General features: G+C 57.3%; 11 protein-coding genes. 6 read left to right on the plus strand and 5 right to left on the minus strand.

The features are described 5' to 3' along the window. Window positions 1-172: 172 nt before the first annotated feature. A complete protein-coding gene (locus KP703_RS05530; protein WP_062144217.1) occupies window positions 173-1,555 on the plus strand; it encodes a chloride channel protein in 1,383 nt (460 codons plus the stop codon). 47 nt (window positions 1,556-1,602) lie between these two features. Here the strand turns inward: KP703_RS05530 and KP703_RS05535 are convergent, their stop codons facing one another. The 3 genes from KP703_RS05535 to KP703_RS05545 all read right to left on the minus strand — a co-directional run bounded on the left by KP703_RS05535 (window position 1,603) and on the right by KP703_RS05545 (window position 5,964). Next, window positions 1,603-1,812: a hypothetical protein gene (locus KP703_RS05535; RefSeq protein ID WP_215754059.1), complete on the minus strand. Its 210-nt coding sequence runs from the start codon at window positions 1,810-1,812 to the stop codon at window positions 1,603-1,605. 222 nt (window positions 1,813-2,034) lie between these two features. After that, on the minus strand, window positions 2,035-3,888 hold the full coding sequence (locus KP703_RS05540; RefSeq protein WP_215754060.1) for a Hint domain-containing protein: 1,854 nt from the start codon (window positions 3,886-3,888) through the stop codon (window positions 2,035-2,037). A 156-nt stretch (window positions 3,889-4,044) separates the two neighbouring features. Beyond that, entirely contained in the window at window positions 4,045-5,964 is a 1,920-nt protein-coding gene (locus tag KP703_RS05545) for a Hint domain-containing protein (RefSeq protein ID WP_215754061.1), read from the minus strand. 506 nt (window positions 5,965-6,470) lie between these two features. Here KP703_RS05545 and KP703_RS05550 point away from each other — a divergent pair. From KP703_RS05550 to KP703_RS05565, 4 genes are all read left to right on the plus strand, one after another. Further along, window positions 6,471-7,463: a GTP-binding protein gene (locus KP703_RS05550; RefSeq protein WP_215754062.1), complete on the plus strand. Its 993-nt coding sequence runs from the start codon at window positions 6,471-6,473 to the stop codon at window positions 7,461-7,463. Then, window positions 7,460-8,512 carry a WD40 repeat domain-containing protein gene (locus tag KP703_RS05555; RefSeq protein WP_215754063.1) on the plus strand — a complete coding sequence of 351 codons (1,053 nt, stop codon included), beginning with the start codon at window positions 7,460-7,462 and terminating at the stop codon, window positions 8,510-8,512. Before KP703_RS05550 ends, KP703_RS05555 begins: the two co-directional genes overlap by 4 nt. Before the next feature lie 108 nt (window positions 8,513-8,620). After that, window positions 8,621-9,907 (plus strand): NAD(P)/FAD-dependent oxidoreductase, encoded by a 1,287-nt coding sequence (locus KP703_RS05560; protein ID WP_215754064.1) that lies wholly within the window; start codon window positions 8,621-8,623, stop codon window positions 9,905-9,907. A 33-nt stretch (window positions 9,908-9,940) separates the two neighbouring features. Then, window positions 9,941-10,192, plus strand: coding sequence for a hypothetical protein (locus KP703_RS05565; protein ID WP_215754065.1), 252 nt, complete (start codon window positions 9,941-9,943; stop codon window positions 10,190-10,192). Window positions 10,193-10,243: 51 nt separating this feature from the next. Here KP703_RS05565 and KP703_RS05570 read toward each other — a convergent pair whose 3' ends face one another. Both KP703_RS05570 and KP703_RS05575 read right to left on the minus strand, forming a co-directional pair. Then, the gene (locus tag KP703_RS05570) at window positions 10,244-10,420 is read right to left on the minus strand and encodes a hypothetical protein (RefSeq protein WP_167347350.1); all 177 of its coding nucleotides are present in this window, start codon (window positions 10,418-10,420) and stop codon (window positions 10,244-10,246) included. A gap of 39 nt (window positions 10,421-10,459) precedes the next feature. Beyond that, the gene (locus KP703_RS05575) at window positions 10,460-10,942 is read right to left on the minus strand and encodes an Hsp20/alpha crystallin family protein (RefSeq protein WP_062249169.1); all 483 of its coding nucleotides are present in this window, start codon (window positions 10,940-10,942) and stop codon (window positions 10,460-10,462) included. 561 nt (window positions 10,943-11,503) lie between these two features. Between KP703_RS05575 and KP703_RS05580 the strand changes: the two genes are divergently transcribed. Then, on the plus strand, window positions 11,504-12,391 hold the full coding sequence (locus tag KP703_RS05580) for a hypothetical protein (RefSeq protein ID WP_215754066.1): 888 nt from the start codon (window positions 11,504-11,506) through the stop codon (window positions 12,389-12,391). The last annotated feature ends 100 nt before the right edge of the window (window positions 12,392-12,491 follow it).

A 12,491-nucleotide genomic window follows, 5' to 3' on the forward strand; every position in this document is an offset into this window, starting at 1 on the left:
TTACGATAGGTTTTGCCCGCCAGATCCGCGTTCAGCGTCCCGTTTTGCGCATATTACTCGGGGCTGACATGCATTTTATTAATACAGAGCGCGCATAAAACCAGACAATGCTTTCCTCGTTGTAAAGACGTGTTAGAACGCCTTACGTCTTCTCAGCCAATCAGGATTATTCATGTCTGCCAGCGTGCCCGTCACGTCCGCTCAGCTTCGCCATTTACGGGACCAGGCGAAGGCCGGCACGGTTAACTGGCGGCGGAAGCTGATCTATTGGTCCGGTGCCGTCATGGTGGGCGTGGTCGCCGTCACCTTCGCCTTTCTGGCAGATAAGGCGGCGGGGCTCCGCAACCAGATTATCGCCCTCAGCCCCTGGCTGATGCTGATTGTCACCCCCGGCGGGCTGGCCCTGTCCACATGGTTGACACGCACATGGTTCCGGGGCGCGCAGGGCAGCGGCATTCCGCAGGCCATTGCCTGCATGCATCTGAATGATTTCCGCATTATTGACAGGGTTCTGGCGCTAAAAATCGCGCTGGCCAAAATTTTCCTCACCTGCCTCGGGCTGCTCTCGGGCGGCTCTATCGGGCGAGAAGGCCCCACAGTGCAGGTCGGTGCGTCCATCATGCACACCGTCGGGCGCTTTATGGGGGTGCATGACCCCATCAAACAGCGTGCGCTGATCAAAGCCGGGGGCGCAGCCGGGGTGGCCGCTGCGTTCAACACGCCGCTGGCGGGCATTGTGTTCGGTATTGAAGAACTGGCTCATTCCTACGAGCAACGCACCAGCGGCACCATGCTGACCTGTGTGGTGATTGCCGGTGTGACGGCCATCGCCATGGTGGGGAACTACACCTATTTCGGCCATACCAGTTCCGTAGTGCCGGTGGGTGTCAGCTGGCTGGCGGTGCTGGCCTGCGGTGTGCTGGGCGGGCTGAGCGGTGGCTCTTTTTCTGCCCTGCTTATTCGTATCTCCCGTGGCGTTCCCGGTCGCATGGGCCTGTTCATTGCCCGGCACCCTATTTCCTTCTCCGCACTCTGCGGGCTGGTTCTGGCCATTATCGGCCTGCTCTCCGGCGGCATGACCTACGGCACGGGCTATGTGCAGGCGCGCGATATCATCATGGGGTCCGGGGATTATCCGGCCTCTTTCTTCGTACTAAAATTTCTGGCCACCATCGTGTCCTACTGTTCCGGCATTCCGGGCGGGCTGTTTGCCCCGTCCCTCTCCGTTGGTGCAGGCATGGGCGGCTGGGTGGCGCAATATCTGCCGCACACATCCCCCGGTGCTGTGGTGCTGCTGGGCACGGTGGCCTATTTTGCCGCTGTGACACAGGCTCCGCTGACCGCGACCGTCATTGTCATGGAAATGTGTGACAACCAGCAGATCACCCTTGCCCTGCTGGCCAGCGCCTTTCTGGCGTTTGGTGTCTCCCGCGCCCTGTGCAGCCACGCCCTGTATGGCGCGCTGGCCGTCCGCTTCCTGCGCACCGCAGATCCGCGCCCCAATTCGTCCTCATCCCCTTCCCCGGCAACCGACACCATGGGCCGCAACCAGTAAACTGCGCGGCCCACGGCGCAGCTTACTGGTGCGCCTAACCCGCCGGATTACTGCACCAGCAGGAAGCGACCCGCCACAACCGAGGTGGCAATCAGACCCACCAGCATTTCTTCCGCCATCAGGGAGAGATGCGTCACCCCCAGCCCATGCAGAAGCTGCAGGACAGCAAAAAAGAGAAGGCCAATACAGGCGCTCATTTTCAGGACTGTATAAGCGCCCAGCTTCAAGGGATTTTTGCCGGGTGGAACGCTACGCATGATCGGTCCCTCAGTGCTCTCTACGGGTAGGAAGACACGGACGCCCCGCATGGTCCTGCGCCATGCATCGCCTGCCTTCCGAAGACAGAAAGCAGGCTATCAAAAATCATTGCAATAACGCAACATGACGTTGCGCAGAATTGTGCCTGCTCGGCGCTTTATCAACCGTCAGCGGCCCGGCATGTCTGCACCGGACCGCTACCGCTGAACGTAAAAGCCTCTTCAGGACGCTACGCGTGCCTGTGCAGAAGCCTGCTGAAGGCGATACGGCCCACCGGCCAGCACCTCAACCATCAGCATTCCAAAGGCTCTGGACTTCCGCTCACCCAGAGACACTGCGGCATCGCCATTGGTCCAGCGTCCTGTCTGCCCGGCTTCCGCCGCGTGCCAGCCTGAACCGGCCAGCGTGCCCGCGGCTGGTTCCAGTTCACGGATGTCTGCCTTGTTGCCTTCCTGCAGCATCATGCGCCCGACCAGAACGCCCAGCATGCGCCGGTCATCCACAAACGGGCCAATGGTATCCACCGGACGGCTGGCACGGGAGACCAGACGGACAGCCTGCACATGCGGCGGCACGATAAAAATAGTCTGCCCGTTATGGGTGCGCACCTTGTTAATAACGGCACCGCTTTCCGTGACCAGATGCAGGTCAGGCTCTGTCGTCAGCGTTGCCGCATCCAGAGGCCGAGCCTCTTCAGCCTCGGCACCCCGCAGCATTTCCGCCCGCTGGGCCAGACGCTGGTGCAGGGGTTCTACTGCCTCGCGCGCCGTCATCAGCGGAGCCGCAGCATCATCTGCCCAGCATCGGGCCAGACCGGGGATACGCACCACAGTGCCTTCCTGCCGGAAACCGCGGCGGTTACCCGTGTCCAGATAGCTTTCAGTCAGCGCCCCATCCGCCATAATCACCGCATGCTGTGCGGTTTCCACATGGTAGTAGGTATAGGCGCGGATTGTCTGGTCGTAGGTAATGGTCTCACCATTCACCAGCATACGCACAGGCACAAACTGGCCATCCAGATACAGGCAATGTTCCGGGGTGATCAGCAGATCCTTGCCAGACACACCGTCTGCCAGAGCATCCTGACGCACACGCACCGGCCAGCCAGCTTCATCCAGCGGCAAACCAGAACGCACCTCGGCCCGCTTAGACCCAACCCATACAACCGGTTGCGCAACGGGCTTGCCGTTCTCAAACGTCAGCACGGTATCGCCAATCTGCACGTCTTCAACCGCGACTTCGCCCTCGGGGGTGCGCAGCAGAGTGCCTGGCAGGAAACAGACAGAACCCACAGCCTCAATGCTCAGGGAGGTACCATCGCTGGACACTGTCAGCGGGCCAGCACCGTTGGCAGAGTAGTCACCAACCGTAAAATTCTGCCCGGAGATGTTTACATCGGCAATTCTTTGCCCTTTGGCGTCATAAACAGTGATAACCTGAGAGCCTAAGGAGTTAGCAATGGAATAGGTGACTGGCGCTGCTGAAAGATTTTCAAAAGAAATAAAGTCCCTGGCAGCATCAAACCCTGTGATGGTCGTGGCGGAAAGATCCAGCAGCGTCCCACCGGCATTGGCGATGAAGTTGCCACCACCCTTGCCAAAATTGATGGTAGAACCGTTTAAAAGTCCGATGAGCCCACTGCCATTACTGAACGTGCCGCCATTGGTCATGTTGATCGTGGAACCAGACAGCGCTCCGGCGATGAGATTATTACCCATCGTCGCTTTGCCGCCATCCACATTCACAGTCATACCGCTCAGAGCGGAAACTGCTGTGGTAATAGTCGCCGTGCCGCCCACATAAATTGTCGCACCACTCAGCGCGGAAATGAGCGTAGTGACCGTCCCAGTCATCCCCGGCGGAATAACAAATGCGCCCCCACCAATCCCCAGAATGGAAGCAATGGAAAGTGTGCCACCATTCTGCGTGAGAACATGGCCAGCGTCGACATTCCCCAGATTGGTGACTGCTCCATCGGGGTCGGTAATCTTAACGGAATAGGACGTAATCACTCCAAAAATTTTATTGGGAGTGAGCGAGTAGACGACACCTGCATCATTTGTATAGTCGGCCATATCTTAATATTTCCTTAAGAAAAATCTTATGAACTGACTCTGTTATTTAAATAAAAACCTTTAAATACTAGTTAACGCCTTTGAGGCCGGGCACAAAAAAAGCCCGGCTTTATCACCGGGCCTTTTCTGCTGCTTAAATGGAACCAGAAGATGCGTTCAGAAGCTCACAACGCTGGCAGCCTCTGTTTTCTCCGGCACAAAATACGGGCCTGCATCCAGAATCTGGACGCTCAGCATCCCAAAGCTTTCCGATGCGCGCGGCGGCAAGGGCAGATAGGCATCGCCCATGGTCCAGCGACCAGGACCGTCTTCCGTTTCCGCCCAGCCGGAAAGGTCAGCCTCAGTCTGATGCGCCGTAACAGGCAAACCTGCGCCTGCCACCTGCAACACCATCTCCCCAACACGCACCCCAAGGGAACGACGATCATCCACAAAAGCCCCCTGCACATCACACGGGCGACTGGTGCGGGAGAGAAGCCTGACCGCCTGCACCTGCCCCGGCACCATAAACAGGGCCTTACCGCGCACTGTCCGCATGCATCGCAGCGTGCGTCCTTCGTCCGTCACAAGATAAAGGTCCGCGTCTTCCGTCAGCGCCGGAGGAGCTGTGACAGCCGGAAGGCCCATAGCGTCCGCGCGCGCCAGAATCTGGCGGAAAATCGGCTCAACACGCTCGCGCTCTACCATCAGCGGTGCCGCCGCATCTTCTGCCCAGCTCCGCGCCTGCCCGGCACTGATCCGCGATACCGTCCCATGCGGTCGGAAGCTGCTGCGGTTGCCCGTATCCAGATAGCTTTCTGTCAGCACGTTGTTGGCCATAATCACAGAATGCTGTGCGGTCTCGATATGATAGTAGTCATACGAGGTCACACTGCGGTCAAACAGAATAGAGTGGCCATTCACCAGCATCCGTGCGGGAATGAAACCGCCTTCAAAATACAGGCAATGTTCGGGCGTTACCAGCAGATCACGCTCCGGCACACCGGCGCTGATGGAATCTTTCAGCAGGCGGACAGGATAACCGGCTTCATCATCCGGCAAGCCGACACGCACATGCGCAGTTGTTTTTCCTGCCCATACAATCTGGCGTTCAATAAACTGACCATTTTCAAAAACGCTGATAGTCTCACCAACGCTCAGCTCTTCCACAGCACGCTCCCCGTCCGGGGTGCGGATCATGGAGCCGGCAAGGAAACAGGCACCAATATAGGTATTGCCGTTACTATACGTAATTTGCAGCGGGTTGAGCGATGAGTCCTGACTATCAATGCTGTTATAAGTGCCATCCGGCAACGAGGCACCTGAGGCCGGAGTGACCGCATATTCCGCAACAACTGTATTATTATCGGTTCCCCCATACAGGGTCACCACTTTTTGTGTTCCGTTGGAACTAATGTTGTAGCTGCTGATCGCCTGAACAGTGTTTTGAAGTTCAATCGTATCGCTTGCGGGATTGTAGTTGTTGAACGTCACCCCCTGCACGCCATTACTGGCCAGCAGACTGAGCACCTGATTATCCGCGTTCAGAACCAGCGTGCCGCCACCATCCTGAAAATTCACGGTGGCCCCGCTGAGGATATTGATCAACCCAACAGAGCCGGAATAGGTGCCGCCATACCCAATGTTAATAGTGGACCCAGTCAAAAGCCCCGCGACGAGGTTACCGGAGAACTGCGCCGTGCCGCCATAAATATTGATCGTATTACCGGCAAGAGCATTAACCAGAATATTAATATTGGTATTACCACCAATATAATAGGTATTCCCGCTGGCAGCATTCGCAACAATGGTAATACCACCCGTACTGCCCGGCATGGTGACGTATGTAGCGCCCAGCACATTCAGCAACGTGCTGATACCGTCGCTACCCGTAACAACATTGCCCGTCGGTGCAACGGAAAGCCCTAAAATTTCGATCCCTGCAGTCAGACCATTAAGAGTTTCGACCGTCGAGCCGTCACTTCCTGTAATGGCGACGTCATAGACGACTGTCCCCAGAAGAGGCGGGACGCCGACATTGGTTGATGTTGCAGTATAGGCGAGGCCTGACGCTGTCGTCCCACTATAGTTAGCCATAGTTGACCTCCGGATGCTTTTTCAAACACAACAAAAAAATGCCTTATTCTCGCATCGAATAAGGCTCTGCATTTATTTTTCAAAAAGCCTGATTAAATCAGGACTACTTTGATACACTTTCCATAACATCACTCACTCCCAATTCATCTTATGAATTTCTGTCCATATTTTTCACCTGTTTGTGAGAGTCTTATTTTTTGTTCTATATCAATGAGATAGTCTAGGTAATATCTGATATTCAGTTATAAAATAAGAATATATGCCAATCTAAAAATAGAGTCTCCTCAGAACGAATCGGATTTTGGATTCCCTGAATCAGACAATTGGTTCTTTTTTCCGCTCATAAGATGGTAAGAAAAAAGCATTTCATACGGTTTCTTAATGTTTAATTCCTGATTCCTTTTTCAGCCTCTTGCACGGCCCTTCTCAGCCCCCTCTCTGGCCCTCTGCGCTCTGGCCCCCTATATGAAGAGGCACGAATGTAATCTTAACGGAGGCCTGTCTTCATGTCTGATGCGTCCCTTACTTCCGAGCCTGCGGATACGCTGGTACCTGTTACGGTGCTGACGGGCTTTCTGGGTGCCGGAAAAACTACGCTGCTCAACCACATCCTGACGGCGGAACATGGCCGCAAATATGCTGTGGTGATTAACGAATTCGGTGAACTGGGCGTGGATAACGACCTTGTTGTCGATGCGGATGAAGAAGTGTTCGAAATGAACAACGGCTGCATCTGCTGTACAGTACGCGGGGATCTGATCCGCATTCTCGGCAGCCTGATGAAGCGCCGGAACAAATTCGACGGCATTATTATTGAAACCACTGGCCTGGCAGACCCGGCTCCCGTCGCGCAGACCTTCTTTGCGGATGAAGACGTCCGGGCCAAAACCCGGCTGGATGCCGTCGTGACGGTGGTGGATGCGCTGAACTTTCTGCAAACGCTGAAGGAAAGCCCGGAAGCCCACCAGCAGATCGCCTTTGCGGATGTCATCATCCTCAACAAGACCGATCTGGTGGATGAGGCCCAGCTTAAGGCCGTGGAAGACGCCATCCGCAAAATCAACGCCTTCGCACCCATCCACAAAGCCCAGAAAGGCAATGTGAAGCTGGCGGATGTGATGGATGTTGGCGGGTTTGACCTCCAGCGCACGCTCTCCACCACGCCGGACTTTCTGGAAAACACGCACCACCATCATGAGGAAGACGTGAACAGCATCTCCCTCTCCCTCAAAAAGCCGCTGGATGCTGGCCGCTTCCAGATGTGGATCGGCGCGCTGCTGCAGGAAAAGGGGGCCGATATCCTCCGCACCAAAGGTATCCTGAATTTTGAAGGCCAGTCCGACCGTTTTGCGTTTCAGGCTGTGCACATGATGGCGGATGGCAATGACATCGGTCCGTGGAAAGAGGGCGAAGAACGGGAATCCCGTCTTGTCTTTATTGGTCGCAACCTCAACCGGCCCCAGCTTCGGCGCGGGTTTGAAAGCTGCGCTGTCGCATGAGCATTCCTACCGAACTCCGCGGCCTGATTGAAAAGCGCGGGGCATCCCGCACGGTTGAAGGCCACATCACCGCTTGCGCCGCCTCCCGCGATAACATGCGCTTTGCTTTCACCACGGCGGAAGGTGACGTGATTGTCGCCCACCGGGCCGATCTGGCGGAACCAGCCAGCTGGGCTACCTACGCCGTGCATGATGGCGCTGCCCTTGCGCTGGCCCCGGATACAGACCCCGGCGGCTTTCTGACCGGCGGTGATGATGGCCGCCTGTGCCGTCTGGACATGCACGGGGAAATTGAGGAACTGGGCAAGACCCGTCGCTGGGTGGAGCATGTCGCCACCCATGTGGATGCCAAGGCCGCCTACATTGCCAGCGCCTCCGGCAAGCAGGTCGAACTGCGCGATGGCCGCGGTGAGACCGTGCTGAAAACGCTGGAGCACCCCTCCTCCGTGACCGGCATTGTGTTTGACACCAAAGGCAAGCGGATTGCGGCCTCCCATTATAACGGGGCCTCCGTGTGGTATACGCAGCCTAAAAGTGAGAGCGTACGCTCGCTTGAATGGAAGGGCAGCCATACCGGTATTGCAATCCATCCGGCTGGCGAGGCTCTGATCACCTCCATGCAGGATAATGACCTGCACGGCTGGCGACTGTCCGACGGACACAATATCCGCATGAGCGGCTACCCCACCAAAGTGAAGTCCATGTCCTTCTCCCGCACGGGAAAATGGCTGGCAACCAGTGGCGCAGATGTTGTGGTGCTGTGGCCGTTCTTTGGTGGCGGCCCGATGGGCAAACCCCCTGCGGAACTGCCGGGAATGGGCGGTGCGCTCTGCACCCGTGTGGCGTACAACCCGGAGCAGGAAATTCTGGCGGCTGGATTTGCGGACGGGTCTGTCATTATGATCGAACCGGAATCGCAACGGGTTCTGCCGGTCTGCCTGAACGGGGGAAGTGCTATCAGCGCGCTGTCCTATAGTTCGGACGGATGCCTGCTGGGATTTGGCACGGAAGAGGGGCTGATCGGCCTTGTGGATCTTTCCGCAGGCTAAGCGGGCATCCGCCTGCGTAAGAGACAATTGCGTGACCTCAAGAGGCAGTGTGTTGCGCAGTTCTGTTCCGCCGCCGATACTTGCGGAACACGAAAGGATAGTGACGTTATGAGTGATCGGTTTCGGTTGGTTATTGTAGGGGGCGGCATTGCCGGCCTGGCACTCGCCACACGGTTGGGAAACAGCATGGGCCGCTCTGGCAAGCTGGATATCACCCTGGTGGATAAAGGGTTCAGCCATGTCTGGAAGCCTATGCTCCACTGCTTTGCCGCTGGCACCGCGCGCAATGAAAATGACCGCATTACCTTTGTCTCCCACGCCGCCGGGCATGGCTTCCGCTTCTGCTATGGGGAAATTTCCCATCTGGACCGTGCCGCCCGCAGGCTGACCCTCGCCCCGCTGACAGAGCAGGATGAGGATGAAGTCATTCTGGAAGAGCGGCATGTGGACTATGACGCCCTGATTTTTGCCATTGGCAGCCGCGCCAACGATTTTGGCACCCCGGGCGTGAAGAACCACTGCATTTTTCTGGATAATGTGGTGGAAGCCAACAACTTCAACGAACGCTTCCGCCATGCCGTCCTGCAGGCCTATGGGCGCGGCACACCGCTGGATATCGCCATTGTGGGTGGCGGGGCGACCGGCGTGCAGCTGGCCGCAGAGCTGCACAAGGCGCTGGATATCGGCTCCCTGTACAACTTTACGCCCACCACACCGGAAATGCGCATTACCCTGCTGGAAGCCGGGCCGCGTATTCTGCCGTCCTTCCCGGAAAAAGTGTCCGAGGAAGCCCGCCAGCAGCTGGAAGCCCTCAAGATTTCCGTCCGCACTGGCGCCATGGTCAGCGGCGTGGATGAAAAAGGCTTTATCCTCAAGGACGGCTCCCGCGTAGATGCGCAGTTCCGCGTCTGGGCAGCGGGTGTGAAAGCCCCGGACGTTACGCGAGAAATGGACGGTCTGGAATGCGGCCGTGGCGGCCAGCTGGTGGTGAAACCCAACCTGCAAACCACACTGGATGACCGGATTTTTGCAGTCGGCGACTGTTCCTTTATTGCGGAAAGCCCCCTGCCCCCCACGGCGCAGGTTGCACGGCAGGAAGCGCACCATCTGGCAAAATATCTGCCGCAATGGATTTTGAACCAGACGCCGGTGCCGCCCTTCAAGTTCAACAACAAAGGCGCGATTGTTGCCCTCGGCAATTATAATGGCTGGGGCGCGTTTGCGGATGGCAAGACGTTTGGCGGTGGCGCACTGCATGGCCTGAGCGCCCGGTTGGGGCACACCGCTCTGTATCGCCAGCATCAGTTTGAACTCTACGGCGTCCCTCGCGGTGCGATTGCCTGCCTGACCGACTGGCTGGACCGCTTTGTCCGCCCGTCTGTGCGGATGGACTGAGGTTTTCCGCTCATACAGCGGCATGCCCTCTGTGTGAGCAACGCACCCGCTACGCTCCGGCGCACGGTGTCTCTCATAGCAACGCCCCCTGCGGTCCGTCACCACAGGGGGCGTTTGTGTTTTCAGGCCTCTCTGGCACAAACCCCGCTGGCTGGCGGTTTATGCCCAGATGATCCCGTTCCGGCTCCCGCTTCCGGGCCGCCCTCTCTCTGGGCCAACAGGGCCGGGCCTGCCTTACGCAGCGCCCAGACCGTGTCCCCCTCCCCTCCGGCCTGCGGCACCTGAAGGGGTCTGAAAATGCCTGCTCAGGACACCCGAGCAGGCAAACCAGAGACCTTACAGATAGCGGGCGGTGCCGTTATTCAGCTGGTCAATAAAGGAGTCACAGGTCATTTCCACGACTTCCCCTTTGGTGTTTTTCAGGCGCACCTTGCAGTCACCATCATTCATCGTGCCCAGCATTTCATAACGGGTGCCGGCAATTTCAACGCTCTTGTTTGTTTTAGCGGTCATGGTCTTTCCTTTCTGGAAAGCTAAATTTTCAAAACAGTCTCAGCCTGCGTTAATGGCAATATGCCGTTCCGCAGGTTTGCTTTCCGCCTTTTTGGGCAGTGTCACGCTCAGCACGCCATTTTTGAGAGATGCGCTGATTTTTTCGACATCCACATCATCCGGCAGCGTAAAGGCTTCCTCAAACGCAGCAAACTGACGGCCCGCCAGATGCTGTTTGACCGGGCCTTCCACTTCCGGCTTCTTCTTTTCACCGCGAATGCTCAGCACGCCATTGGCCGTACTCAGTTTAATATCGCTCTCGGCACAGCCCGGCACTTCCGTCGCCACAACATAGCCCGCAGCATTTTCCGTAATATCCGTGGCCCCCAGACGATGGGCAGGCGCACCGCTTTCCGGCACCTTGTAATCTTCAAAAAGGCGGCTCATCTGCCGTTCCAGAGCTGTCAGCGGGTCCGCTACACGAACATTGCCAACCGGAACACGCACAACAGGGGCACGACCGTTTGTTGTATAAATGGTCATCCGAACATCCTCCTTTTTCGCGCAGCGACCCCACAGGTCCCTCTACGCTTTCCAGAGGTAGTGTCTCCAGCTTTGCGCCTCCGGCCCTTGATCTAAATCAAATTCCAGCCCCTTGATGTCGCGCAACGGCAATGCGCTCACCTCATGCGGAGCAGCCCTGCACCTCCTGAAAACCTTTTATCATTTCACACCCTATTGAAACTCGCCTCTACGATTTCTCAATAGATGCTACAGCCCTCTGGCCTCAGCGCTTTCTTCCGGAGGCTGGCGGTATGCCTTGCTGCTGCCGGAGCCGCTTTTCAAGACAGGCTGGGCACAGGCACCCCATCGCAGCATCCGCAGGCAGAGGGACATCATGGGGTTTTTGCATACACCAGCACCGGGCGTCTGCCGTACAGGGGAACTCCGTTCCGCACTCTTCGCATCTCATGCGCAGCCTTGCTCCCCGTCCCGCGTTATCCTGTTTGCAAGACATCATAACGCGCCGCCACACGCTGCACAGCTCCTCTTTTGCCGCTATGCTACCCGTCAGGATTGCGCAACGCCGGAAGGGCCAGAGGGATGAAGCGGATTACCACACAACTACTGGCCTTCAGCTTGCTTAGCCTGCCACCCACCACGGCAGGTGCCGCTCCGGCTCCCCTTGCGCCCCCCGCTGCGCCGTCCCCCACACCTGCGCAAACCGCATCGTCCTCCCCCTTGGCCACAAGCGCCAGCACAGCAAGCCGCACAGCCGAACGCACCCCGGACACAGCCGCTTCTCCTACGCAAATGCCACAACCCACGCCGGACAATTACCGCCTGTCCGGCACACTCGGTCCGTATCCCATCGGGGCGACGCTCTCCGTTCGGCCCGACCAGACAGTAGCAAACGCGCATTATTTCTATGTAAAAAATCTGGTCGATATTCCCCTGTCTGCTCAGAACTCAGGAGAGCAGATGACGCTGAGCGAACCCGGTGGTGGCCGCTTCAGCCTGCATTTTGAAACAAGCGATAAAGACGCTCATGCCCCGCTCACCTTCCAGACCTCCACAGCACTGGCCGGAACCTGGATCAACGGCACAAAAACCTATCCCGTAAAACTGGATCTTGCCTCCATAGATCACCTCGCCCCCAACGCCCTGTATGAGGACGTCACAGACGCTCCCCCTGCGGTTTTCGAGGCTATGGTGCAACGCTTCCTGCGCAGCGTGCTGAGCGGCAACAAGGCAGAAACGGCAAAACTGATCTCATGGCCTTTAAGGGTAAATGCGGAACACGCCTTCACCCTTAAAACGCCCGCAGCGCTCTCCACATCATGGTCGCGGGTTTTCACGCCCTGTGTCCTCAACAGCCTGCGGGGCGCCATTCCGCATGAGATGTTTGTCCATAACGGGCAGGCCATGATCGCCAATGGCACGGTCTGGTTCGACGCTCATGGGGCGCGTGCGATAAACAGCTGCCCTTAACCCAGGGTTATCAGACCCCCTCATTATCGATTATTGACAATATTAGTTCCGGGTCAGCAACATGTTCTCACAGGATCATGCGCAAAATCGGTGCTCCAGA

The organism is Acetobacter sp. P5B1 (assembly GCF_018811985.1).
GTDB lineage: Bacteria > Pseudomonadota > Alphaproteobacteria > Acetobacterales > Acetobacteraceae > Acetobacter > Acetobacter cerevisiae.

Coding starts and splice junctions, on each gene's coding strand:
- KP703_RS05530 (WP_062144217.1), top strand. CDS start 173: ATGTCTGCCAGCGTGCCCGTCACGTCCGCTCAGCTTCGCCATTTACGG.
- KP703_RS05535 (WP_215754059.1), bottom strand. CDS start 1,812: ATGCGTAGCGTTCCACCCGGCAAAAATCCCTTGAAGCTGGGCGCTTAT.
- KP703_RS05540 (WP_215754060.1), bottom strand. CDS start 3,888: ATGGCCGACTATACAAATGATGCAGGTGTCGTCTACTCGCTCACTCCC.
- KP703_RS05545 (WP_215754061.1), bottom strand. CDS start 5,964: ATGGCTAACTATAGTGGGACGACAGCGTCAGGCCTCGCCTATACTGCA.
- KP703_RS05550 (WP_215754062.1), top strand. CDS start 6,471: ATGTCTGATGCGTCCCTTACTTCCGAGCCTGCGGATACGCTGGTACCT.
- KP703_RS05555 (WP_215754063.1), top strand. CDS start 7,460: ATGAGCATTCCTACCGAACTCCGCGGCCTGATTGAAAAGCGCGGGGCA.
- KP703_RS05560 (WP_215754064.1), top strand. CDS start 8,621: ATGAGTGATCGGTTTCGGTTGGTTATTGTAGGGGGCGGCATTGCCGGC.
- KP703_RS05570 (WP_167347350.1), bottom strand. CDS start 10,420: ATGACCGCTAAAACAAACAAGAGCGTTGAAATTGCCGGCACCCGTTAT.
- KP703_RS05575 (WP_062249169.1), bottom strand. CDS start 10,942: ATGACCATTTATACAACAAACGGTCGTGCCCCTGTTGTGCGTGTTCCG.
- KP703_RS05580 (WP_215754066.1), top strand. CDS start 11,504: ATGAAGCGGATTACCACACAACTACTGGCCTTCAGCTTGCTTAGCCTG.